Annotated in this window: 21 protein-coding genes and 1 pseudogene; 11 read left to right on the forward strand and 11 right to left on the reverse strand. The window is 39.8% G+C overall.

The features are described from left to right. Positions 1-41: 41 nt before the first annotated feature. The 3 genes from LOS73_RS14015 to LOS73_RS14025 form a co-directional block, all read right to left on the reverse strand. Positions 42-1,100, reverse strand: coding sequence for a branched-chain amino acid aminotransferase (locus LOS73_RS14015; RefSeq protein WP_269634966.1), 1,059 nt, complete (start codon positions 1,098-1,100; stop codon positions 42-44). A gap of 134 nt (positions 1,101-1,234) precedes the next feature. After that, positions 1,235-2,287 (reverse strand): fatty acid desaturase family protein, encoded by a 1,053-nt coding sequence (locus LOS73_RS14020; protein WP_033028765.1) that lies wholly within the window; start codon positions 2,285-2,287, stop codon positions 1,235-1,237. Next, positions 2,284-3,327 carry a flavin reductase family protein gene (locus tag LOS73_RS14025; protein ID WP_007375467.1) on the reverse strand — a complete coding sequence of 348 codons (1,044 nt, stop codon included), beginning with the start codon at positions 3,325-3,327 and terminating at the stop codon, positions 2,284-2,286. Before LOS73_RS14025 ends, LOS73_RS14020 begins: the two co-directional genes overlap by 4 nt. 266 nt (positions 3,328-3,593) lie before the next feature. Between LOS73_RS14025 and LOS73_RS14030 the strand changes: the two genes are divergently transcribed. The 7 genes and pseudogenes from LOS73_RS14030 (at position 3,594) to LOS73_RS14060 (ending at position 8,667) form a co-directional block, all read left to right on the forward strand. After that, complete coding sequence (locus LOS73_RS14030; protein WP_033028774.1) at positions 3,594-4,769, forward strand: PQQ-dependent sugar dehydrogenase; 1,176 nt, start codon at positions 3,594-3,596, stop codon at positions 4,767-4,769. A 165-nt stretch (positions 4,770-4,934) separates the two neighbouring features. After that, positions 4,935-5,114, forward strand: coding sequence for a DUF6435 family protein (locus LOS73_RS14035; RefSeq protein ID WP_007375469.1), 180 nt, complete (start codon positions 4,935-4,937; stop codon positions 5,112-5,114). Between the two features lie 746 nt (positions 5,115-5,860). Beyond that, entirely contained in the window at positions 5,861-6,817 is a 957-nt protein-coding gene (locus LOS73_RS14040) for a DUF4062 domain-containing protein (protein WP_007375470.1), read from the forward strand. 127 nt (positions 6,818-6,944) lie between these two features. Beyond that, positions 6,945-7,077: pseudogene (locus tag LOS73_RS14045) on the forward strand (transposase); the annotation flags it as partial. 213 nt (positions 7,078-7,290) lie between these two features. Next, positions 7,291-7,806: a hypothetical protein gene (locus LOS73_RS14050; protein ID WP_033022982.1), complete on the forward strand. Its 516-nt coding sequence runs from the start codon at positions 7,291-7,293 to the stop codon at positions 7,804-7,806. Between the two features lie 119 nt (positions 7,807-7,925). Next, positions 7,926-8,291 carry a cupin domain-containing protein gene (locus tag LOS73_RS14055; RefSeq protein ID WP_007375472.1) on the forward strand — a complete coding sequence of 122 codons (366 nt, stop codon included), beginning with the start codon at positions 7,926-7,928 and terminating at the stop codon, positions 8,289-8,291. Positions 8,292-8,364: 73 nt separating this feature from the next. Further along, positions 8,365-8,667, forward strand: a complete 303-nt coding sequence (locus LOS73_RS14060) for a hypothetical protein (protein WP_033022984.1) — start codon at positions 8,365-8,367, stop codon at positions 8,665-8,667. 34 nt (positions 8,668-8,701) lie between these two features. Here LOS73_RS14060 and LOS73_RS14065 read toward each other — a convergent pair whose 3' ends face one another. The 7 genes from LOS73_RS14065 to LOS73_RS14095 all read right to left on the reverse strand — a co-directional run bounded on the left by LOS73_RS14065 (position 8,702) and on the right by LOS73_RS14095 (position 13,121). Then, positions 8,702-9,157: a GNAT family N-acetyltransferase gene (locus LOS73_RS14065; RefSeq protein ID WP_007375474.1), complete on the reverse strand. Its 456-nt coding sequence runs from the start codon at positions 9,155-9,157 to the stop codon at positions 8,702-8,704. Between the two features lie 60 nt (positions 9,158-9,217). Further along, positions 9,218-9,811, reverse strand: a complete 594-nt coding sequence (locus LOS73_RS14070; protein ID WP_007375475.1) for a DUF2238 domain-containing protein — start codon at positions 9,809-9,811, stop codon at positions 9,218-9,220. Between the two features lie 61 nt (positions 9,812-9,872). Further along, positions 9,873-10,664, reverse strand: a complete 792-nt coding sequence (locus tag LOS73_RS14075) for an SDR family oxidoreductase (RefSeq protein WP_007375476.1) — start codon at positions 10,662-10,664, stop codon at positions 9,873-9,875. Positions 10,665-10,724: 60 nt separating this feature from the next. Then, positions 10,725-11,228, reverse strand: a complete 504-nt coding sequence (locus LOS73_RS14080) for an Mpo1 family 2-hydroxy fatty acid dioxygenase (RefSeq protein WP_007375477.1) — start codon at positions 11,226-11,228, stop codon at positions 10,725-10,727. Positions 11,229-11,311: 83 nt separating this feature from the next. Next, positions 11,312-11,719 carry a hypothetical protein gene (locus LOS73_RS14085; protein ID WP_007375478.1) on the reverse strand — a complete coding sequence of 136 codons (408 nt, stop codon included), beginning with the start codon at positions 11,717-11,719 and terminating at the stop codon, positions 11,312-11,314. Positions 11,720-11,789: 70 nt separating this feature from the next. Further along, positions 11,790-12,464: a Crp/Fnr family transcriptional regulator gene (locus tag LOS73_RS14090; RefSeq protein WP_007375479.1), complete on the reverse strand. Its 675-nt coding sequence runs from the start codon at positions 12,462-12,464 to the stop codon at positions 11,790-11,792. Positions 12,465-12,467: 3 nt separating this feature from the next. Beyond that, positions 12,468-13,121 (reverse strand): hypothetical protein, encoded by a 654-nt coding sequence (locus tag LOS73_RS14095; protein WP_007375480.1) that lies wholly within the window; start codon positions 13,119-13,121, stop codon positions 12,468-12,470. A 688-nt stretch (positions 13,122-13,809) separates the two neighbouring features. Here LOS73_RS14095 and LOS73_RS14100 point away from each other — a divergent pair. From LOS73_RS14100 to LOS73_RS14110, 3 genes are all read left to right on the forward strand, one after another. Further along, complete coding sequence (locus tag LOS73_RS14100) at positions 13,810-16,776, forward strand: TonB-dependent receptor (protein ID WP_033028761.1); 2,967 nt, start codon at positions 13,810-13,812, stop codon at positions 16,774-16,776. 102 nt (positions 16,777-16,878) lie between these two features. Continuing rightward, complete coding sequence (locus LOS73_RS14105; protein WP_033028760.1) at positions 16,879-18,429, forward strand: tryptophan halogenase family protein; 1,551 nt, start codon at positions 16,879-16,881, stop codon at positions 18,427-18,429. Continuing rightward, positions 18,422-19,909 carry a tryptophan halogenase family protein gene (locus LOS73_RS14110; RefSeq protein ID WP_457933863.1) on the forward strand — a complete coding sequence of 496 codons (1,488 nt, stop codon included), beginning with the start codon at positions 18,422-18,424 and terminating at the stop codon, positions 19,907-19,909. Before LOS73_RS14105 ends, LOS73_RS14110 begins: the two co-directional genes overlap by 8 nt. Before the next feature lie 77 nt (positions 19,910-19,986). On the opposite strand, the gene LOS73_RS14115 is transcribed toward LOS73_RS14110, so the two are convergent. Beyond that, the gene (locus LOS73_RS14115) at positions 19,987-22,563 is read right to left on the reverse strand and encodes a glycoside hydrolase family 3 protein (protein ID WP_457933864.1); all 2,577 of its coding nucleotides are present in this window, start codon (positions 22,561-22,563) and stop codon (positions 19,987-19,989) included. A 238-nt stretch (positions 22,564-22,801) separates the two neighbouring features. Between LOS73_RS14115 and LOS73_RS14120 the strand changes: the two genes are divergently transcribed. Continuing rightward, the gene (locus LOS73_RS14120; protein WP_033028757.1) at positions 22,802-24,130 is read left to right on the forward strand and encodes a GH1 family beta-glucosidase; all 1,329 of its coding nucleotides are present in this window, start codon (positions 22,802-22,804) and stop codon (positions 24,128-24,130) included. The last annotated feature ends 1 nt before the right edge of the window (position 24,131 follow it).

Genomic DNA, 24,131 nt, shown 5'->3' on the forward strand with positions numbered 1-24,131 from the left:
ATTAGGTGGCTTTTTAACGCGAGTTGCTATTAAATATATAATTAGATTTTAGTTAACCAGCCGTGTTTGTCTTCGCTTTTACCCCATTGAATATCGTTCAATGCTTGGCGAAGGCGCGCAGTCGTTGGGCCTGGCTCGCCAGTACCTACTTTGTATTCTTTATCGTTATGAATAAACGTCCCCACAGCAGTTAGTACAGCTGCAGTGCCCGAAAGCGCCGCTTCAGTACCTGGTTTAGCAGCACGCTCTAATAGCTCAGTAACGCTAAAGTTACGCTCGCTTACCGTCATACCTAAATCTTTGGCTATGGTTAAAATACTATTACGCGTTACTCCATGTAAAAACGTGCTATCAAGCGCTTTAGTAATAATTTCGTTGCCATCAATTAAAATAAAGTTAGCAGCACCGGTTTCTTGTACGTCGCCACCTGGGCAAAATAAAATTTGATCTGCTTGATACTTAGTTCGTGCAGCACTAATAGGTGCTAGAGCACTGGCGTAGTTACCACCACTTTTTACCATACCCATGTGCGGCGCGCAGCGCATACCATCTTCTTCAAGTAGTACGCGTAGTGCAGTTGCACCACCTGCAAAGTAATCACCCACTGGCGATAGTAACGTGTACAAAAGCGAGCTCATTGATGGCGCTGCTGCTTTACCAATTGCCGCCTCAGTACCAATGTGTGTTGGGCGAATATACATAGAGCCCGGCGGTAATGGCGTTTCATCTGCGTATTCGCGCATAATATCGATAATCATCGTTTTTAGCATATCGCTGTCAAAACTCGGTAAGCTTAATAGCGCTGAGCTTTGTTGCATGCGTGCAATGTTTGCATCCATTCTAAAAAGATAAACAGAACCATCTTCATGGCGAAAGGCTTTTAAGCCTTCAAAACATGTACTTGAATAATGAAGAACGTGCGCACCAGCATGAAGTTCAAGTTTATCGGAAGGGACAATTGAGCTTTCGCTCCATTTATTATCAGAAAAACGAGCTTGAATCATCTGCGGCATAAACACGGTACCAAATGCGGCCATTTTAATCTCTCTTGTGTGGTCTATTTTCCCCCATTGTATGACAATCACCCGCCATTTAACCATAGCTAAAGTAAGGCTTTTTTAATTAACTATGAGAAATTTTTGCAAGTACTGTTTACTAATCAACCGCATTGGGTGCTATAAACAAAAAAATCGACTAATGCAGTTGCACTAGCCGATTCTTAAAGGTAAATAATTTACTTGAACGAATACCTAATAATACGTTTTAACACCGAGGTATACTGTTTAAAAAAGCTACCTGTATGGTAATCAATGCCGTGTTTTTTCAAAACGGCTTGTACTTGAGGTGCAACTTCTTGATAGCGCGAAGACGGCATATCTGGAAATAAGTGATGCTCTATTTGGCAGCTCAAATGCCCTGTTAAAACATGAAACCAATGCGACCCTTTAATGTTAGACGAGCCCAATACTTGGCGGTAATACCACTGCCCTTGGGTTTCGTTTACGCAGTCTTCTTGTTTAAAAGTTTGCGTTTCTTCAGTAAAGTGACCACAAAATATTATGGTCGACGTCCATAAATTACGGATTAAGTTTGCTACTAAATTCCCCGCCAATACCCATAAAAATAAAGGCCCTGCAAGTAACGGAAATATCGCATAATCTTTAATTAATTGGCGAGCGCCTTTACTAAAAAAGCGATGCTTTAATGTAGAGTGTGAAACAAGCCCTTCGCGGTTTTCTTTCTTTTTACCAATAAAAACACGCTCTGCTGCTAACTCGTGATACGACACGCCCCACTGAAATAACACACTTAAATTAATATACGTAAAAAACTGCCATACATTTTTAAAACGCCACTTAAAATCATCGCTTAAACGCAACAAGCCATAACCAAAGTCTCTGTCTTTACCAATAATATTAGTATACGTATGGTGTTCAAAGTTATGAACGCGATGCCAACTTTGTCCATCGCACGCTATGTCCCACTCATAATGTTGTGAGTTGAGTTGCTTGTCGTTCATCCAATCGTATTGACCATGCATTACATTGTGGCCAATTTCCATATTGTCTAAAATTTTAGCAAGCGCTAATAACAACACACCTGCAACCCACAATAATGGTTGAATAAAACCGAGCATTAGCAAAATTCGCCCGCTCCATTCACACACTCGCTGTTTGCGCACAACAGAGCGAATATAGTCGGCATCTTGTTGGCCTACTTTGCCAAGGGTGTCCATTTTAATGGCATCTAGCTCGCTTGCGAGCATGTCATAGTTAATGTTTTTCATAATTGTAACTCCAAATCACTAACAGGTTGGCTTACGCAAAGTTGTATTAATTGCTCGCCGTTGTCACTCAATTCACCTGTTTTTAAATTACGTACCACGCCTGACTTTTTAATACATTGGCATTGATGGCAAATACCAATACCGCAACCGCGTTTAACGGGGAGCTTTTTTTCTTCAAACTGAGTCAGTAAAACATCGTTGCCCGATACAACATGGGCACTAGCGTTAATTTTTACATTAAATTGGCTGTCGTCGTTTAAGGTAGGCAGCGCCAAACCAAAGGCCTCTTGGTAGTAATTTAGCTTATGCGTTTTAGCAAAATCGCTCACCGTTTGCATAAATGCTGCAGGGCCACAGCAGTAAATGTCTGGGTTTTCCCACGGCTTAATATTGCTGGTTATATCGCTTGATTGCTCACGCGTTAATAATAAAAACGAAAAATGCTCAAATTGCGCTGCCAACTCACTTAGCTCATCAACACATTGATGCTCAGTGGCTTTTGCGTAATACACTAACGACACTTTTTGCGTAGTTTGGCTTAAGTAATCATCAAGCATAGCCAGCATAGGTGTTATACCCGAGCCGCCTGCAATAAAAGTGGCTGGCGTGTGTGTGTTTTTAAAAACAAAGTCGCCGCTTGGCGCAGAAATATTGCACCACAACCCCGCTTTTAATGCACTGCTGAGTAAGCCTGTAAAGCGCCCTTGCGCATTTGTTTTGATTAGTAAGCGCACCAAACCTGTATTTTTAAATTGCTGAGCGCTTGAGGCCACGGTAAAAACGCGTGTTAATAATCGCCCATTAATTTCAACCGTTAAACTTATATGCTGCCCTGACGTATGTGCCTGCCATTGTTTGCTTGGCTTAAGTTGCACACTTAAAAAACCGCCATCAAGCACAGCGGTACTAACTACTTGCGCTCTAAACTGCCCTGCACGCCACGCAGGTTTAAACACCTGCATTATTGGCTCTATGTAGCCTGCAAAACTTTGATGGTGTAAAAACCATTTTGAAAATTGGTTTAATACTTGAGTCATCATGGTTAAATCTCTATCAAATCTTAATTACTTTGAACTTACACGTGTACGCCCAAACTTCAGCGCACAAGTGTACGCTGAAATTTTTAGTTTTCAACCCCAATAGAGTAATTATTCAATTTTTATTAGCGCAATTTGCTAAAACAATTTCCTGTGAAGAAGTAATTTTAAAATATATAAGTGTGCATTTTTCATTCAACTCAACACTTAACAAATTTATTTATGCCATGATAAGGTTATGTAAGATTGGATTAATTTTGGAAGCCATAATGATAAATTTAAGGTCACATAACACTCACCCTAAACTAATAAATGCAGGCTTAGCCGTTGCTATATTTGCTACTAACGCACCCGCGCATGCAAAAAGCGATTACGTAAAAAATTATAAACAGCTAGATACTTTATCGCTTAGCGTTAACGCAATAACAGCGGCAGAAGGTGTGGTTATACCTTGGGCTATTGAGCCTTTAGCTAATGGTGATTTACTAATATCTGAGCGCAGCGGAGCGTTATTTTTATTACCTAAAAATACCACTAAATTAACTAAGGTTTCAGGGCTTCCCGACATTGATGCTAATGGCCAAGGTGGATTGCTTGATTTATCACTACACACCGATAGTAAGCAAAACCAATGGCTGTACTTTAGTTACTCAAGTAGTGAGGGCAAAGGAAGCGGAAGTAACACCGCCTTAATGCGCGCCAAGCTAAATAGCGATCATACGCAGCTGTCTGATCAGCAATTGCTATACAAAGGCGAGCATAATAGTACCAAAGGCCAGCACTACGGCAGCCGTATTGTGTTTGATAATGAAGGTTATGTTTATTTTTCAATTGGCGATCGCGGCTCGCGCGACATAAACCCGCAAGATCTCACGCGTGATGGCGGTAAAATTTATCGCTTACACGAAAACGGTAATATCCCAAGCGACAATCCGTTTGTTAAACAAAAAGATGCAAAACATGCGGCATGGTCTTATGGGCACCGTAATCCACAAGGCATGTGGTTTAATAATCAAAACAATATTTTATGGTCTCACGAGCACGGACCACGCGGCGGCGATGAACTTAATATAATAAAAAAAGGCGCTAACTACGGATGGCCTTTAGTAAGCTATGGCGTTAACTACAGCGGTACCAAGTTTACCGACCTTAAAGAAAAAGACGGCATGCAATCGCCCGCATTACACTGGACCCCTTCTATTGCGCCATCCGATATGTTGTATGTAACGAGTGATAAATACCCAAAGCTTAAAGGTAAGCTATTACTAGCATCAATGAAATTTGCATTCATTAGCGCACTAGAGCTCTCAAAAGGTAAGGTTGTTAAGCAATATAAAATACTCGATGGAATTGGCAGAGTACGCAGCTTAGCCCAAAGCAGTAATGGTTTTATTTATTTAGGTATTGATGGGCAAGGTATTAAACGCCTAGAGCCAGAAATGTAAACATTAGCACTAGAACCAGAACTAGCACACAGTACGTTAATAATTACACCGTGTTTACTTTGCGCTTTTAAAGCGCAAAGTAAACATTTTCACCAAACAAAGAACTATTAAGCCCATTAATGCGTACACTAATTACATATAACTTAATAAATTAAGAGAATACTAATGTTTTCATTTTTAAAGCCTGATCCCGTAAAAAAACTGCGTAAAGAATACGACGTAAAACTAGAGCAAGGCATGCAGGCACAAAGAAAAGGCGACATTAAAAGCTTTGCAATGTTAAGCGCAGAAGCCGAAAAAATCTGGAGTGAAATAGAAACTCTAGAGGCTAAAAAAGCCAAATAATACCAATCGTATTAAGTTATTAGACATTTATAGCGACGGATAAATAGAGTGATAACAAGGCATAAATTTCGACATGTAGTTGTTCTACATGAGAAATTTATAACGCCGTTAACGCTTTATTTAGCACGCTAGAAAGGCTAAATATTTAAGTCGACTGGTATAAGTATACTTAAACGTGTCAGCCCTGTTTCAAAAGCAGGAAGACGCGTTTAGTAAATAATTTATGACCTCGTTTTTTACAGCTTCCACCATCCCTAAACCACCCTTTATAATATGCTTACACAAGCAAGTGTAATTAAAGCAGTTACTTACGATTTATTGGTATATCAGCGTCGGAAACAGCAATTCTTACAACAGAGCGAACGAGTTAGTGGGCGAGCCTGCTGAATAGAATCAATGAGTTAACCTGCTTAATTGCTCAGGTTAGTAGCGACTGTGCGTGGTGAAAATATCATTGCTTAACAGTTAAATATTAGGTTTAATGGGGACATAATAAACGCTGAGTAACGCAGGGATAGCTTAGATACGATATACACGTCAATGAAATTGGCTAAATATCGGTTAGGCCATAAAAAGCCTTTCTTTATAAGTAAAGTCCATAGCATAAACAATACCAACGCGAACACACCGAGCAGGTAGCGCCTCAGTCCAACAAGCGATTATGCAACACAAACTACGTGTTGCATAAATACTAAAGTGTTAAGTGCCCGTGTTGCTATCTACCTTCTGTGTTTAAAGAGAAATTAATGAAAAAAAGATTACAAGTATTCGTCTCATCAACCTATTTAGATTTAGTTCCTGAAAGACAAGCCGCTGTGTCCGCAATTTTGAAATCAGGACATATACCTGCTGGGATGGAATTATTTACAGCCGGAGATCAAAGCCAATGGAGTATTATTAAGCGTTGGATCGATGAATCAGATGTTTATATGTTAATTTTAGGTGGAAGATATGGAAGTGTTGAGCCAGACAGTGGTTTAAGTTATACAGAGTTAGAATACAATTATGCTTTAGATATAGGGAAACCATTATTCGCAGTTGTTATAAACGATAATGCGTTAGATGAAAAAATTAAAAAAGTTGGTGCTTCTGTTTTCGAAAAAGATCATCCAGTCGAATTGAAAGCATTTAAACAAAAAGTATTATCTAATATGTCATCATTTTACGAAGATGAAAAAGATATTCGATTATGTGTTCTGGAAAGTTTACCTGAGATTGCTGCAACTAGAGAATTAGACGGTTGGATATCAGGCGCAGAAGTACCAGATACGAAAAGCTTGGTTGATGAAATAACACGATTAACTAAAGAAAATAGAGAACTGACAAATGAGATGGGCTCTCTTCAAGACAAGCTTAAAAATGCACCATCATCTAAGGAAGATTCGTCAAATGAAGAGTTGGCTTTGATCTTGAAATCAATTGAAATTGATTTTCCGAAGGCTATGGAACAGCCTAAAATGAATTTGTTCGCTGCGCTGATGTGGCTAAAAGATCATCTAATTACAGGTGTTACAAATCAGCATGGTACTGATGATTTAACCATGTTTGTTTATCAAAATATACTTCCTAAGTTACAAATACATAATCTCGTAATAAATGAAAAAGTCGCATCTGTAAAATATCGTCGTTTTTCTCTAACTAAGCAAGGGCAAGAATTCTTAGCTTATATTGAAAAGAAGCAAATCTTAAAAAATAGAACTTAATCGGGTAGCCGGAGGTCTCTAACCTCCAGCCCCCACAACACCCATCATGCGGGTCCGCAATGGGCAGAAATTAGGATGACACCCATCCTAATTACCTTGAACCGACTTTCCTTTAAATAAAAAGCGGAACATTACAGTGAACAAAGGTATGAATAAATTGACCTTACGGGGTCAAATGAAAGTGAATGCCTTACTTCACGCTGCGGCAACTGTATTGCCTTGTTCATAATATAGAAAAGCTGCAAAACACGATGCATTAAGAAGGATAAGCCATTTTACCCTAAATAAAAGCCACTCAAACACCCGTCCCCCCTTCCAAAACGCTAATTAAAACAATATCAAACACTTCAATATTCTACGTAAAAATACAGTAATCAATTGAACCAAAATAGGAACTCAGCTATGGTTTATTTATCAATAAAAAAATTAAAAAACGAGTTAATCTACAGGCTCGTTAAGTTACCAAGGAAGATATGCGTAAATTTCTGGCATTGGATATACAATCTCAAATAGACTTGCGAGAAAAGTATCCAGATCTTGATAAGTTGTATGCTGTAGAAGATACTGATGCATATACTTACATGGCGGTTTCGGTTTTCGATCGTTGGTTGGGAGCAGAAGACTCAATTAAATACTTATCTGATGTTGCTGATGAGGAGCAACAAAGTAGAGATGCAAAATTCGTTAAATTTGCGAAAAAATTAATCGACAACACTGAGGTTCTAAACTTTACATTTAAAGGTCGTTGGAGTTCAGCTAAACCACAGTTTCGCAAATTTACCTCGGACGCTGCTAAAGAAGCTTACCTAATGTGCGCTCCACATAATGTAGATAGTAGTCATTTTTATAAAGTGATGCTGCCTGAGTTGGAGGCTGTATATTTTGAAAGCTGGGACGACACTAATGTTTTCTATTTACGTAATCCTAAACACGCAGAAAAAATTGAAAAATGGGCTAATGAATGTGGCTTATACCGTCTAAATAGATAACTTAAGCGCATCAAAAATGACGTCAAACGCTTGGCTGACGCTCATTCTTCGCTAATTTTAGCCAAGCATTATCCGCATTTTATGCGGGCGCTAGCTGTACTAGCTATAGAGAAGTTTTCATGAAACATAATGCAATCAATTTTAAAGAAAAGTTTACTAAGTTTACAGATCATTGGTCTCCTCGTGTAATTGCAGAAATGAATGACTATCAGTTTAAATTGGTCAAAGTAGAAGGTGAATTTGTATGGCATGATCACCCGGATACTGACGAAGTTTTCATTGTAATTGAAGGGTGCCTTAACATTGAATTTCGCGATGGAGTCGTTACATTAGAATCAGGTGAAATGTTTGTAATCCCTAAAGGCATTGAACATAAACCTATAGCAACTTCAGAATGTAAAATCATGATAGTTGAACCTAAAGGTGTTGTTAATACTGGTGATTCAGGTAGCGAACTTACAGCAGAAGATGATGTTTGGGTGTAATGCACAGCTAACAAACGCTTCAACAATGATAAATACTGGTTGGCTCCTACGCTTCGGATATTAGCCAACCAGCATGCGGACGTTAGATGTTATGAAGTATTTGGCAAGCTTTTATAAAAGCGCAAGTTTTGTAGCTACTCTGTGGTGTATATCTTTATTGCTGCCATTATTGCTTTTGGCAAATGATGAAATTTCATGGATGCCAATAATAGCTGTTGTTCTTATAATTGTTTACGGCACAACTATTTCTCTTTTTAGAAGGGATCAGCTATTTGAAGGGACTTGGTGTATGTCAGATGTAGTCGCATATATTTTAGTGCCTATTTGTCTTTTTGCATTTGTCACATATATGATGCTATCAAGCTTAAACACCTAACAAGAACATTAGACGGAATTTACTCTTCCCCCATTTAATAGGTATCACGATAATTTTTACCATACACATCCTCAGGACTTATTTGCATTAGTAGTGCGGGGTTGTCTATCGGTTTAAACCCGTATTGCGCGTAAAGGCCATGTGCATCAGAAGTCGCTAATAAAAAGCGCCTGAGCCCTTGTAGCTCAGGGTGCTCTACTATCGTTTTAATAAGTAACTTACTCAGCCCATTACCTTGCAAGTGCGGGGCAATAAATACATCTGCTAAATAAGCAAAGGTTGCTTTATCGGTCACTACTCGGGCAAAGCCAACTTGTTCGTTATGAGCGCTGTAAACACCAAAACACATTGAGTTATCAATAGCCGATTGCATCACGCTTTTAGGAATGCCTTTGGCCCAATAGCTATTAGCAATAAAGTTATAAATAACGTTAAAGTTAAGTTTGCTTTTGTCTGTACTTATTGAGTAGTTACTAGTGTTTACTGTCATACGTTAGTAGTCTTTTTTATCAATGTTTTTATAAACATTTCTATAGAACGTTCCTATAGCCTATAAATAATCTTTAACGTTTTTTAGCTGTTTGTCGTGTACTCTTGAAAGTACTAACAATGAGCAAATAGCCCCAAATAACGCCAGTCCCATATCTGATTGGGTATCCCACACGTAACCTTGCGTGCCTAAAAATGCTTCTGCGTTTTCGCCGCTTAATACTGCAACCCACCACTCTATTAATTCGTAAAACGCGCTAAATGCTAAACATACCGAAATAACAAAGGTGATTAACCAGCCTCGACCATTTACTACTTTTTTGCGCAGTAAAATTTCGCGAGCTAGTAGTGCAGGTACAAACCCTTGAAAAAAGTGCCCTACTTTATCGTAGTTATTACGCTCACTACCAAATAGGTTGTCGAAAAAAGGGACTTCGGCGTAGGTGTAATGCCCGCCAATCATCAGCACAATACAATGCGCTAAAATAAAAGTGTATAAAATAGGGGTAAGTTTAAAGTGGCTATAGGTACTTGCTAGCAGCACTAAGCCAATAATTGCGGGGATAACTTCAAGCAGCCATGTAAATTGATCTTTTGGGTTAATACCAGACCAAATTAATACAATAAAAAACAGGCTCAGCCATAAATACTTCATTTAGAATCCTTTTCTAAATTGATCAAATTTACGGCATTTTACGCCTTTGAAATAAACGACGCTACCTATAGTTTGTTTTTGCAGTAATGCGATTAAACAAAGTAGGAAAAAAGCGTTTAATTGTGGGCGCCCAACCACTTAAACCTTTGCCAATAATCACTTCGTCTTTTTTATTACTAATGGCACGAATCATTTTTGAAGCTGCTACGCTTACATCCATGCCATTTTCTATCGACTCTTCTGGTTTATTTTGCGCTATGCCTTGCTCGTTTAGTGAGTTATGCGCAATTGCTGTTTTAATAGAACCTGGGCAAATTGTTAAACAATGAATATTATGTTCAGCAACTTCTGCACGTAGGCAATCCATAAAACCAACAACCGCATATTTAGAACCCGAATATCCCGTTCTAAATTTTGAACCAACTTTACCCGCCACACTACTAATAGACACAATTGAGCCACTGCGCCTTGCCACCATAGCAGGCAATATAGCTTTAGTAAGTGCAATTAAGCCAAAGTAATTAACCTCCATTAATTGGCGATACACGTTAAAGTCGTTTTCTAAAAATAAGCTACGCTGCGATACGCCGCCGTTATTAATTAAAATATCAATTGCAGGAAGCTCGTTCATTTTTGCTGTTACTGTACTCAGTACATGCTCTGGCTGAGCTAAGTCCAGCGGCACAACTAAGTGCCCTTCGCCTTTAAGCGTTGCTTTTAAATCGTTTAGTTTATCTACATTGCGCGCCGATAAAATAACGCGCGCTCCAAGCTCGGCAAATTGTATAGCAAGCTCTTTACCAATACCTGATGATGCGCCGGTGATCCACACGGTTTTATTATTATATTGCATGCGTTATCTGCCCTTTTATTGTTATTTATTAGGTTTTATAAAGGTACTTAGTAAAGTATTTTACGCCCTTGTAGGACCCGCTATTGCGTTTACTTCATCTTCTAATGTTTTGTAAAAACCCATTAAAAATAGTAGTTCAACAGTTACGTACAAAGGGCCAATAATTAAACCAATTAGGTCATCTACAAACGCTGGTTTTTTACCTTCGTAATAGTGCCCAATAAACTGCAGTACCCAGCCAAATACAAACACACCTACGCCAATACTCAACCACGGCCAAAACGCCATTGCCGCAATAGGCTGAGCACCAACAAGGAGTAAAGTGAATATCACGGCCATAATAAAGCCAAGCGAAAAGCTCAGCATAAAATAATAAACAACCGACGCTAATACAAAAAGTTGTGCGCCATCAATTACAAAGCTACCAAGGGGTATTTGAATGCGCGCTAGTAAACACAACGCTGCAAATACAATGAGCGGAATACCAAAAAAGTGCGTTAGTACATTACGCTTAGAACGATGATACAAACCATATTTACCAAGTTGCTGTTGAAGTGTTTTCATTTTATTGCCTTTAATTTATGTGTAAAACTTACTTTAGCAAAAGTAGACACAACAACAATGTCAGGTATCCGACATTGTGTAAATTAAGCAAATGCAGAAATTATTTTACCCGGCTCATGCTCACCTTGCATATCAATTCGCTCGCGCCCTTGTTGATACTCTTGATCGATCATTTTTTGAAGTTCCTCAATTTTATCAGCAATTGCGTCAGGGTCTGCGCCCTCACCTTGTAGCTCTTTAGTGAGTTCTTCTATTGCCGCTTTGAGCTCGTCTATCTTGTCTTTATTTACACCTAAGCGCTGATAAACCAGCGCTTCTTGCGCGCTTTCTAAAAATGTTTGCTCTTGAGGGCCTGAGCTTATGCCTTTAACTTCACTTGTTTTTTCATTAGGGAGGACATTAGTTGCCGTAACTTCGCTCGGGCTTGCCGCTTTAGTTATAATCGATGAGTTATAGTTACTATATTGATTTTTAAAGGTTATTGTTGTCATTAGCTCAAATCCATTGTTGCATTACATTATCTTTAGCAATTTTGGTTCCAACTAAAAATACCCAGCCTATTTAAGCTTGTGCAGCACAGGCCTGTAACTTTTGTTTATCTATAATAGTAATACGTTGATACCCCAAGCTAATAGCTTGTAGGCTAACAAGTTGTTGCAGTATTTGATTAATAGTTTGGCGCGTTAGGTAGGTCATATCAGCAAGTTGCTGCTGAGATAAAACAAGCGGTGTTAAATGCTCTGTGTGTTCACTCAACATTAAAAGCCGATTACATACTTTTTGTTCAGCGCTTAATAATGCGTGATCTTCCATTGAGGTAAACATTAGCCGTAACTTTTGTGCCAGCAATAAACCAAACTCTTGCCAATATTGTGGCTGTTCATTTAAAAGCTGTTCAAGCGCGCGTTGGGGTACGTAAAAAAGCACAACATCAGTTTGTGCATATACATCATGAGTGCGCCGGCCACCATCAAACAAGGTAACTTCGCCAAACCACAGCGACGTATCTACAAAACTCAATACGGCTTCTTTGCCTTCGTTGCTTACGCCACTAATACGTACCACGCCGCTAAGTACGGCATAAATTCCATCGTGCTTATCACCTCGCAAAAATAATGATTGCTGGGCTTTTAGCGTGAGCGTTTTGCCTTGCGTTAATAAAAAGCTTTTTAAATAAGGGCTGCGGTTTTTAAACCAGTGTCCTTGTTCAATCACCTTTTGCTGTTGTGGAGTCATTATTTACTGCATTTTCTTATTAAAAGGCTGCCTTTCACTGACCAGCTTTTTTGGTAAATTTAAATCAGTTGCTATAACAAAGTCATCATAAGGATCGTTACCTGAAAAAAGCTCAGTTATTAGCGTTTTATTTTTATAAACATTAACGGTTACACCACTGCCCATGCCGCCTGAGTTAATAATATAATAATGATACTCGCCATTACTAAAAAATAAAATACTCTCGCCAATACGCCCTACTTGCCTGTAGTAACTACCAAATGGTGCACTTGGTGTAGCTTCTTTTTCAAGCCCTATGTCATTAATTCGACCAAATCGATAGCTCAATGATGAGTCGTCTTTAGCAACACAAATAGAAAGTACGTTATCAGTAGGCTCAAGTTTATAAGCAATATCTTCACTTGGATTACGCAGCACTTTTTGCATCTTAGCGTTTATATAAGCGGTTTCATTCATTTTACAATGTGTTGCAACTAACCCTAGTACTAACACTGGATCCTCAACGTTAGTAAATTGTTCTTGTTGTTTTGAATCTGAAGATGGTTTTACTAAATCCTCTAAATGGGCTTTTTTCTGCGAAGACGAAACTTGATCATCACACCCAAATAGTACTAATAAGAAAAAAGAATAAAAGCTCGCTAAAAATTTATTGCGCATAAAAAATCCATCTATGAGAGAACCTTTAAAATAGCGATAAAACTAGCGACTCGCAACTCCCTTATGCGTAATACTTTATAAGTTTATGGTTAAACCATATTCTGCAAAAACTACCTTACTTTTTAGTGATTTATTTAACGATTTTTTAAACAATTATTGGTTTTTTAATAACCTATTCATAAAGTGAGATAGTACCGCCGCTTGATGCGTTTTCATCAATTGCGTTTTACATAATCACTACATCGGCATTTTCGCTAAGTTAGCAAATGTACCTATTTTTTGTTGAGTGACCACGGCCGATTTATTAACTTTAGCCCTTACTAAAAGCTGATTTAAACACCTCATAACAGTGTGTAAATAACTAAATGAATCAATAACCAGCTTCCTTATAATAAAATATTGTTACACCACCATTTCAAATGGTTTTTTATAACCACCTGTAATTTATAATTTAAATAAAATCAAATCCAATAAACATACATTTTAAAAACAATTTAGTCTCATTTTATTAAAACAATAGTTGACCCTATACAAAATTTAAACTAGCATTTCTGGAAGCGCTTCCACAAAGCCTAGTTAAACAGACCTTTCTGGAAGCGCTTCCATACATTTGACAATGTTTATAACTACACAATAACAGCCCCATACAAGCTGTTAATAATAATGATAAAAGCGCGAGGGAAACCGAATGTCCAACCATATTGTAAGAAAAACAAAGATAGCCACTAGCCTATCTCTGATTTTAGGCGCATCAATCTCTTTACCTGTATATGCACAAGAAGCAAATACAGATGTTGAAGTAATTCAAGTTACTGGTTTTAAAAGCAGTATTAAAGAGTCGACTCGTTTAAAACGCGACGCCGCTGGTGTTGTAGATGCTATATCAGCTGAAGATATTGGTAAATTCCCCGATACCAACTTAGCCGAGTCGCTACAGCGTATTACGGGTGTGTCGATTGATCGCTCAAATGGTGAAGGCTCTAAAGTAACGGTTCGTGGTTTTGGCCCCGACTACAATATGGTAACCCTAAACGGGCGTACAATGCCGGCGGCATCTTTGCCTGCAGGCGGTGGTACACCCAGCTCTCGTGCTTTTGACTTTGCAAACTTAGCGTCTGATAGCGTTAAATCGGTTGAAGTATATAAAACTGGTAAAGCAAGCATTGCATCAGGTGGTATTGGCGCAACAATTAATATTAATACCGCTCGCCCACTTGATAACCCAGGCTTTGTTTCAAGCATTGGCGTAAAAGCATTACACGACTCAACAAACCGCGTTGGTGATGACATAACACCAGAGCTTTCGGGGTTAATTAGCTGGACCGACAGTGAAGCTAAATTTGGTGCCTCGTTAACTGCAAGTATGCAACAGCGCGATAGCTCATCAACAGGTGCATTTGTAAATCAATGGAATACATCAGCTTTTGACGGCACAATCCCACAAGCTGCAGACGATATTGTTTTAACTAATGCACCCGCCGTTGGCCAGCTTTATTCAATGCCATCAGATTTGCGCTACACCATTGCCGACAGAGAACGTACTCGTACAAACGCGCAATTAACGCTGCAGTACAGCCCTATTGACGATTTAACAGCCACGCTTGATTACACATATTCTAAGCAAGATTTATTCGAAGCCCGTGCTGAGCAATCAATATGGATGGATAACTACAAAAGCGCGCTAACGTTTGACGATAACACGGTAAAAACTCCTATTTATTACCGAGAAGAACGTCGCGATCAGCAAACACGCGATTTAGGTTTAGCGTTTCAAGAGTTAAACCAAGTTAACCAAAACGACTCTATTGGTTTAAACGTTGAGTACTATTTCAATTCAGAATTGAGCTTTATGTTTGATGCGCACAATTCAAAAGCCACTAGCAAACCAGATGCACCTTACGGCAGCTGGGTAAACGCAGGCTTGGGTGCAAACGTAGTTAACGCACAAGAAGTTGATTTTAGCCGCGAACTTCCATCAATGAGTATCGATTTTGATGATTGCCGCCGAGATAACCTAAATTGTAATAACACGTTAGATGCCTCTGATGTGGGTACGTCTATTTTAGATTCTAACTTTGCTCGCCAAGAGTCTGAAATAACAGAATTTAGAATCCATGGTAAATACGAAATTGAAAACGGTGCAATTGACTTTGGTATAGAGTCTCGCTCTATGGAAAGCCATTCACTGCAATCACTTACACGTAATACAATGGGTAACTGGGGTATCGAAAACCCAGGCGAACTGCCTGATGGCTACCTAAACCCAACAAACTTTTTAGCTGAGTTTGACGACTACGATACATCGGGCTCGTACAACCAAGGTTATACTGGCAGCGCATCGCAAATTGGTTACTGGGCAGGTGAAGAATACGGGTTTAACTTTGCAGCCGATGGCGCATTTGCAACTAACCGCACCATTGAAGAAGATATAACCGCAGCGTTTGTGCAATTTACTTACAACGGATACATTGGCGATATGCCATACAACATTGTAATTGGCGCGCGCCAAGAGTCTACCGACATTACCTCAACGGCTAATATCGACTTACCTAACGCAGTAGCGTGGGAAGGTAATAACGACTTTAATGTTCGTTTTGGCTCAGCTAAAGAAGATTTCACGCTTAAATCTAGCTACGATCACTTTTTACCAAGCTTTGACTTTGACATAGAAGTAATCGAAAACATAAAAGCGCGTTTTTCTTATAGCACAACAATTGCTCGCCCAACTTACGACAACTTAAGTTCAGCAGCGACTGTTGGTGTACCGGGCGCCCCTACTCTTTTAGCGGGTTCTTCACCGGCTACTGCGTCAACGGGTAACCCTGGTTTAGTGCCGCTTGAATCAGATAATATTGATGTATCGGCTGAGTGGTACTTTGCAGAAACAAGTTATGTGTCGGTAGGTTATTACACTAAAGACATCGAAAACTTTATTGGTTTAACACCAATGACGCAAAACTACTACGGATTACGCGATGCAACAGCGGGTCCTCGCGCTCAAGCTGCCATTGCTGAGCTAGAATCTCGCGGACTTGCTCTAACCGATTCAAACTTATTTCAAATGGTTGCCGCAACAGAAAATGGCGTTGATTTTGACTCTATGACTTACGAAGAGTTTGAAGCCGCTTACGATGTAATTGCTAACAGCGATGACCCATTACTAGAATTTACAGCGCAAGTACCTACCAACAATAAAAATGCCACTATTGATGGTTTCGAAATTGCCTTTCAGCACTTTTTTGGTGAAAGCGGCTTTGGTGTGCAAGCAAACTACACCACAGTTAATGGCGACATAGACTTTGATGTAAACGCTGACCCTACTACAACACAATTTGCATTAGTGGGTTTAAGCGATACAGCTAACTTTATAGCAATGTACGAAAACGATGATTTTCAGGCACGTATTGCTTACAACTGGCGTGATAAGTTTTTAAATAGCGCAGCTCGATACGTAAACGAGCCAGGCTTTACTGAAGAATATTATCAAATCGACTTTAATGTTGCGTACAACTACAGCGAACAACTATCGTTTTTTGTTGAAGGCCTTAATATTACTGAACAAAACAGCCGCGAACATGGCCGTACGTCAGTTCAATTGTGGAACCTACAACAGCTAGGTGCACGTTACAATATTGGTATGCGTTACAACTTCTAAAGGTAATACAAAGTAAAGCCGTTAGTTTTTACTAGCGGCTTTTTTGTATTTAAAACAGTATTAATGCTAGTTTAATTGTTATCAACTTTAGGGGGTTAACTCATGACCAAACCAATAACAAAAATAGTCGTTTTAGGTGGTGGTACTGCCGGCTGGCTAAGCGCAGGCTTATTAGCCGCCGAACACCCGCACCTTAATGTAACGTTAGTGGAGTCGGCAAATGTGCCTATATTGGGTGTGGGCGAAGGTACATGGCCGTCAATGCGTAATACGCTAAAGCGCATTGGCATTAAAGAAAGTGATTTTATAACCCAGTGCGACGCATCATTTAAGCAAAGTTCTAAATTTATAAATTGGCGAAACCTCAGCGAGGGAGAAAACTACTACCACCCTTTTATGAATCCACAAGGCTACGAGCACACTAATTTACACGCCAGTTGGCAACGTATTGCACCTAACCAAAAATTTGCCGACGTTGTTAATATGCAAAGCTTTGTATGCCAAGCAGCACTTGCACCAAAACAATTACAAACTCCCGAATATGCAGCAGTTACCAACTATGGCTATCATTTAGATGCGGGTAAATTTGCTGAGTTTTTAAAAAATTACTGCGTTAAAAACCTAAATGTTACTCATATTACTGACGATGTAACCGAGGTTATTAACGACGAGCATGGCTATATTGCCGCATTAAAAACAAATAATAATGGCGATATAACGGGTGATTTATTTATAGATTGCTCAGGCTCTTGCGCTCGTTTAATTGGTGATCATTTTAATAGTGAGTTTATAGCGCAAGATCATATTTTATTTAATAACAGCGCTGTTGCGGCGCAAATACCTAATGCACACATCAATCAACCAATTGCCTCTGCTACGCTATCTACAGCGCAAAGTAACGGTTGGATTTGGGACATAGCCCTGCCAACACGCCGTGGCACAGGTTATGTATTTAGTAGTAAATATCAAAGTGATGAAAGCGCAGCAAATACTCTAAAAAGCTACATAACCAAAAGCACCAGTGAGCAACAAGCTGAGCAACTTACCTACCGCGTATTAAAATTCAGCCCTGGTTACAGACAAAAGTTTTGGATTAAAAACTGTGTTGCCGTAGGTATGTCAGCTGGCTTTTTAGAGCCACTTGAAGCGTCAGCTCTTGCTATGGTTGAGCTTTCAATTAGCATGATAAGCGAGCAACTCCCGCAAAACCGCACCCACATGAGCCAGCTTAAAACGCGTTTTAATGACCGTTTTAGCACTCGTTGGCAACGCGTTATTGAGTTTTTAAAACTTCATTATGTGCTAAGCAAGCGCGACGATACTCCTTATTGGCAAGATATTAGTAATTTAAATACCGCGCCCGAGCGCCTGCAAAATTTACTTAAACTTTGGCAATTTCAGCCCCCTAGCCGCTTTGATTTTATTGAAAACGAAGAAGTGTTTTCATCAAGCAGTTACCAATACGTTTTATATGGCATGGGCTTTAATACACAAACAGTCTCTGCACAAAATACATTTAACGACCCACGTGCTGGGGATTATTATTACCAGCAAAATCGCGAAAAAATAGCGCAGTGCTTAAATGGGCTGCCAAGTAATCGCGCGCTTTTAAATCACCTTTTATCAAATAATGGGCAGCCACATAATGACTAAAACAAACGCTGTTAAAAACGTAGTAATTGCTGGAGGCGGCACCGCTGGTTGGATGGCCGCAGCGGCACTTGCTAAACTAATTGGTAACAATATAAACATAACCCTTATTGAATCTGACGATATTGGCACTGTAGGTGTTGGCGAAGCTACAATTCCGCCTATTCGTACATTCCATAAATTGCTGGGTATAAACGAGCAAGCATTTATGAAAGCCACTCAAGCAAGCTTTAAATTAGGTATTAGCTTTGAAAACTGGGGCGATGAAAACACGCATTATATTCACTCATTTGGCGCAACGGGCAAAGAATGCTGGGCGGGTGAATTTCATCACTTTTGGCTGCAAGGTCAAGTACTTGGAATAAACAACCCATTTGGCGATTACTGCTACGAGCTGCAAGCGGCTAAAGCCGGTAAATTTGCGTTTAATCAGCAAAACCCCATTAACTATGCTTACCATATGGATGCCACGCGTTACGCGCAGTTTTTACGTGAATTTTCAGAGCCATTAGGTGTAAAACGCATTGAAGGTAAAATACAAAAAGTAATAAAAAACACTAAAACGGGCCATATAGAATCATTGATTTTAAATAGTGGTGAGCACATTAACGGCGACTTTTTTATTGATTGCACCGGCTTTAGAGGCTTATTAATAGAGCAAGCATTGCATACTGGCTACGAAGACTGGTCTCATTTACTACCGTGTAACAGCGCCATTGCCGTGCAAACAAAATCAACCAGCGAGACCGTATTGCCACTTACCCGCTCTATTGCCCACAAAAGCGGCTGGCAATGGCGTATACCGCTGCAAAACCGTGTCGGCAACGGATTAGTTTATTGCAGCCAATATATGGATGACGAACAAGCCAAAGCGCTATTATTAAATAACATTGAGGGCGAGCCGCTTACAGAGCCGCGTATTATTAAATTTAAAACAGGGCGTCGCTTAAAAGGCTGGAACAAAAACTGCCTAGCGCTTGGCCTTGCTAGCGGTTTTGTAGAGCCACTTGAGTCCACCAGCATTCACTTAATTATGTCGGGTATTATTCGCTTTATGCGTTTATTTCCGTTTAATGGCATTACCAATCACGCCATTGATGAATACAACAAACAGCTTAAAAGCGAAATTGAAAATATTCGCGACTTTATCGTGCTGCACTACAAAGTAACTAATCGCGATGACAGCGAGTTTTGGCAGCATTGTAATGCCATGGAAGTGCCAAAAACACTTCAACATAAAATTGATTTGTTTAAGCAAACAGGCCGTGTATTTCTAGACGATGGCGACATTTTTAGAGTCGATTCGTGGGTGCAAGTTATGCTTGGTCAAGGTATTGAGCCTAATCAACATCACTTAATAGCCAGCATGATGAGCGACGAAGAACTCACCCGTTTTTTACACGGTATTAAGCAACAAATAGAGCAACGCGTCAGCCAATTACCGCCTCATCATGAGTTTTTAAAGCAGTATTGCCCAGCATAAATATCCTCTTTAAAAAAAGCCCTTATTACTAAGGGCTTTGAGACAACACACAATAAACTTAACTTATAAGCACTCTACTACTCACACTTTATTTTTGCTGTTTCAGCGCCTTGTGGTTCAAAGCTAATATCTGCAACTGAAACGTTAAGCTCGCCTGCCGTTTTAATAATAAAAGGGCTGGTTACTCTGGCAAAATCAACGCCCTTTTTAGCAAAACACGTTAAATCTATACTCATGGTTTGCCATGTATTTAAATCAGCATTTTCAAGATCACGGGTAATATCAAGCTCGCCGCCACAGCCTTGTTCGCATTTCATTGCAAGGTATGTCTGTGAGCTAGGTATTTGGTTTACTTTATAGCTAAAGCTAAGGGCTGAATTTGCTTCAATGTAGGCCACTTTGTCTTCGGTAAAGTTACTATTAATTTCGATATAGCTGGCTGCAATGCCATCAAAATTAAATTGCATCGCATCTTCTTGAATCGCTTTGTCTTCAGTGCGATAAGTAATACCGCCAAGCTTTACACTATTACTTGCTACTTGGTGTTGCTCGCTGGTTGAATTTAAAAACAAACGCCACGGTGTTTTAAAGCTGCCATTAAATATAGATAGCGGCGCAAGGTTACTAATATCAACACCTGAGTCTTCATTTAGATTATTGCTAAGCGTACTTTCATCTTTATACGTTAAGCCAAAGCCATAGGGTAATAATGGCGAGTAATCAACATCGCCCTTATTTACTGCGGTTTGTAGTGGCGATTTAGGCCACGAGAACGACAATTTACCTTTAAAGTCATACTGTACCTGCTCATTTTTATCCGCTAATAAAACATCAGCAATACCCTGCCCCTCAGTGCCAGGAAGCCATGCTGCTACAAATGCATCTGACGCGTTTAGCTCGCTGTTAACCCACATTGGTCTGCCCGATATAAACACCGATACCACCGCAATACCTTGCTGCTTTAATGCTTTTAATATTTTAAGAGAACGTTTATTGTTACGTTCAAACTCAAGGTTGTCTTTATCACCATGCCCCTCTGCGTACGGTTCTTCACCAAATACAACAATGGCTACATCGGGTTTGGTATTAAATTCACCCGTTGGGCTTAAAATAGCGTTACCGCCAGCAGCCTCAATTTGCGTTTTTAGCCCCGCATAAATAGACGTTGCCCCAGGAAAATCTGCATTTTGATTATTAGTTCCCTGCCACGTAATACTCCAACCACCCGATTGCTTGCCTATGTTATCGGCCGCATCGCCTGCTATGAGTATGTTGCTTGATGGGTTAAGCGGTAATAAATAGTTGTTGTTTTTAAGCAGTACTAGCGACTCTTGTACCGCTTGGCGGGCAATATCGCGATGTGCTGGCGCACCTATTAGTTTTAATTTACCTGAATATTTTCGATTTGCGGGGCTTGGTTTATCAAATAAACCCGCACGTAATTTAACGCGTAAAATACGTGCTACGGCGTCATCTATTCGCGCCATTGTTATTGTGCCCGCTTTTACTTGTTTAATTGTATTTTCATAAAGTGGTTTCCAAGCACCCGTTGGCACCATAAAAATATCAAGCCCCGCATTAACAGCCTGCGGGCAACTTTCATTTGTACAGCCTGCAACTTGTCCGTGTCCGTTCCAATCTCCTACAACAAAGCCATCAAAACCCATTTTTGTTTTTAACACATCAGTAAGTAGGTATTTATTGCCGTGATTTTTTTTACCATTCCAGCTATTAAACGATGCCATAACCGACTGACTACCTGCGGTTAAGCCACCTATATAACCTTGCGCATGAATATTATATAACACCTCTTCGCTATCAATGTTGTCCCCTTGATCGTCACCATCTACTGTGCCGCCATCGCCTAAAAAGTGCTTAACGGTACTAATTACGCGTTTATCACTTAAAAAGTCTTCATCGGCTCTGCCTTGCAATCCGTTTACAATTGCGGCTGAATACTCACGTACAATTGCAGGGTCTTCTGAGTAGCCTTCGTACGTTCTGCCCCATCGGTCATCGCGCACAACCGCAACAGTCGGTGCAAATACCCAATCTATCCCTGTTGCCATTACTTCTATTGCAGTAGCTGCTGCAATTCGCTCAATTAATGCGGGGTTATTAGCAGCACCTAAGCCAATATTGTGCGGGAATAACGTCGCCCCAATCACATTATTATGGCCATGTACTGCATCAGTGCCCCACATGGTTGGAATTTTACTGCCATCAATTGAGTCATCAACTGATGCCTGATACATGCTTTCAGCAAGCGTTATCCAATCTGCAGGCGTTGCATGCTTATTAGCACTCGGGAACGAGCCACCGCCATTTAAATACGAACCAAAACCATATTTGCGCATGTCTGCAGCAGTTATATCGCGAATTTCAGGTTGGATCATCTGCGCTACTTTTTGCTCAAGCGTCATTGTTTTTAAATACTGTGCAATCGTATTTTCAATTTCAGGCGTTTTCACTACCTTACTTTTAAGCGTTGGCCAAAGTGATAAATCACCTTGCTCATGCTCAGCCTTTTTGGCTAAGGCGTCTTGGCTATTATTAGCGTTAACCTCTTGTTTATTACACGCACTTAAAACGCATAACCCTCCTATTAAAATGGGGAGCATGTGTAACCTTTTAGTGTTTAAGCTTTTTTTCATTTTTATAGCCCTGTGTTGTGTCAGTGTGTTTTTGTGAAGCGCCTATTTGTTATTTAAATTTAACTATTGACCTGCTTAACAATAGCCACTAACCTAAATATGGAAGCGCTTCCTTAAAGTTATTAAATACCATCCTTAGTGATTAATCAAATTAAATATGGAAGCGCTTCCATCAATGCGATTTATAAACTATAAATAAAAGCAAAATTTACTACAAAGAAGCAGAGGTTTTCTCTTAATGAAACAATTATCTTTACCTAGTGGCTCACCACTTTTAGCCAAAAATTTTACTTATGGTGTAGCTACGGCCTCATTTCAAATTGAAGGCGGCGCAGCTGATCGCTTGCCATGTATTTGGGATACCTTTTGCAGTAAAGAAGGCAAAATAGTCGATAATTCAAATGGCGATGTAGCCTGCGAGCACTACACTCGCTGGAAAGACGATATAAACCTAATAGAGTCATTAGGTGTAGACGCTTACAGACTCTCAATTTCGTGGCCACGCGTAATGACTAAAAGCGGTCACTTAAACCCGACAGGCGTTAAGTTTTATACCGACATTTTAGATGAATTAAAACGTCGTAACATTAAAGCTTTTGTAACGCTGTACCACTGGGATTTACCACAACACATTGAAGACGAAGGTGGCTGGCTAAACCGTAACACCGCTTACGAATTTGCCCATTACGCAGATTTAATTACCAAAGCATTTGGGGAACGTGTGCACTCTTACGCCACCTTAAACGAACCGTTTTGTAGCTCTTACTTAGGTTACGAAATTGGCGTACATGCGCCTGGCATTGTAGGTCGTGAATTTGGTCGTAAAGCCGCGCACCACTTATTACTGGGTCACGGTTTAGCTATGCAAGTACTTGCTAAAAATAGCCCAAATACGCTAAACGGTATTGTACTTAACTTTACGCCTTGTTACTCAGTTACCCAAAGTGAAGACGATTTAAAAGCCACTGCATTTGCTGATGACTACATAAACCAATGGTACATGCAGCCTGTAATGCAAGGTAAATACCCTGATATTATTAAGCAATTACCAAAAGCTCACCGCCCAGATATTTTAGATGGCGACATGGAAATAATTGCTCAACCGCTAGATTACCTAGGGGTTAACTTTTATACCCGCATGCATTATCAAGCAAGCGAAACCGACTTTTACCATGAGCTGCCACATAAAGCGCCAATGACCGATATAGGCTGGGAAATTTACCCTAAAGCGCTTACAGAATTACTTGTATCGTTAAACGAAAAATACACCCTACCGCCTATTTATATTACCGAAAACGGCGCAGCCATGGCTGACGAATTTAAAGACGGTGAAGTAAAAGATATCGACCGTATTGAATATTACCACGAGCATTTAAATGCCCTGCATAACGCAACCGAGCAAGGCGTAAAAGTAGATGGTTACTTTGCGTGGAGCCTAATGGATAACTTTGAATGGGCAGAAGGATATTTAAAGCGCTTTGGAATAGTACACGTAGACTACAACACACAAAAACGAACTGTTAAAGCCAGCGGTAAAGCGTACAGTAACCTAATAACTAGCCGATAAT

The sequence above is a fragment of the Pseudoalteromonas sp. SCSIO 43210 genome, assembly GCF_054133285.1.

Bases quoted from the DNA above. Each gene is read 5' to 3' on its own strand.
- LOS73_RS14015 (WP_269634966.1), bottom strand. From the start codon at position 1,100: ATGGTTAAATGGCGGGTGATTGTCATACAATGGGGGAAAATAGACCAC.
- LOS73_RS14020 (WP_033028765.1), bottom strand. From the start codon at position 2,287: ATGAAAAACATTAACTATGACATGCTCGCAAGCGAGCTAGATGCCATT.
- LOS73_RS14025 (WP_007375467.1), bottom strand. From the start codon at position 3,327: ATGATGACTCAAGTATTAAACCAATTTTCAAAATGGTTTTTACACCAT.
- LOS73_RS14030 (WP_033028774.1), top strand. From the start codon at position 3,594: ATGATAAATTTAAGGTCACATAACACTCACCCTAAACTAATAAATGCA.
- LOS73_RS14035 (WP_007375469.1), top strand. From the start codon at position 4,935: ATGTTTTCATTTTTAAAGCCTGATCCCGTAAAAAAACTGCGTAAAGAA.
- LOS73_RS14040 (WP_007375470.1), top strand. From the start codon at position 5,861: ATGAAAAAAAGATTACAAGTATTCGTCTCATCAACCTATTTAGATTTA.
- LOS73_RS14050 (WP_033022982.1), top strand. From the start codon at position 7,291: ATGCGTAAATTTCTGGCATTGGATATACAATCTCAAATAGACTTGCGA.
- LOS73_RS14055 (WP_007375472.1), top strand. From the start codon at position 7,926: ATGAAACATAATGCAATCAATTTTAAAGAAAAGTTTACTAAGTTTACA.
- LOS73_RS14060 (WP_033022984.1), top strand. From the start codon at position 8,365: ATGCGGACGTTAGATGTTATGAAGTATTTGGCAAGCTTTTATAAAAGC.
- LOS73_RS14065 (WP_007375474.1), bottom strand. From the start codon at position 9,157: ATGACAGTAAACACTAGTAACTACTCAATAAGTACAGACAAAAGCAAA.
- LOS73_RS14070 (WP_007375475.1), bottom strand. From the start codon at position 9,811: ATGAAGTATTTATGGCTGAGCCTGTTTTTTATTGTATTAATTTGGTCT.
- LOS73_RS14075 (WP_007375476.1), bottom strand. From the start codon at position 10,664: ATGCAATATAATAATAAAACCGTGTGGATCACCGGCGCATCATCAGGT.
- LOS73_RS14080 (WP_007375477.1), bottom strand. From the start codon at position 11,228: ATGAAAACACTTCAACAGCAACTTGGTAAATATGGTTTGTATCATCGT.
- LOS73_RS14085 (WP_007375478.1), bottom strand. From the start codon at position 11,719: ATGACAACAATAACCTTTAAAAATCAATATAGTAACTATAACTCATCG.
- LOS73_RS14090 (WP_007375479.1), bottom strand. From the start codon at position 12,464: ATGACTCCACAACAGCAAAAGGTGATTGAACAAGGACACTGGTTTAAA.
- LOS73_RS14095 (WP_007375480.1), bottom strand. From the start codon at position 13,121: ATGCGCAATAAATTTTTAGCGAGCTTTTATTCTTTTTTCTTATTAGTA.
- LOS73_RS14100 (WP_033028761.1), top strand. From the start codon at position 13,810: ATGTCCAACCATATTGTAAGAAAAACAAAGATAGCCACTAGCCTATCT.
- LOS73_RS14105 (WP_033028760.1), top strand. From the start codon at position 16,879: ATGACCAAACCAATAACAAAAATAGTCGTTTTAGGTGGTGGTACTGCC.
- LOS73_RS14110 (WP_457933863.1), top strand. From the start codon at position 18,422: ATGACTAAAACAAACGCTGTTAAAAACGTAGTAATTGCTGGAGGCGGC.
- LOS73_RS14115 (WP_457933864.1), bottom strand. From the start codon at position 22,563: ATGAAAAAAAGCTTAAACACTAAAAGGTTACACATGCTCCCCATTTTA.
- LOS73_RS14120 (WP_033028757.1), top strand. From the start codon at position 22,802: ATGAAACAATTATCTTTACCTAGTGGCTCACCACTTTTAGCCAAAAAT.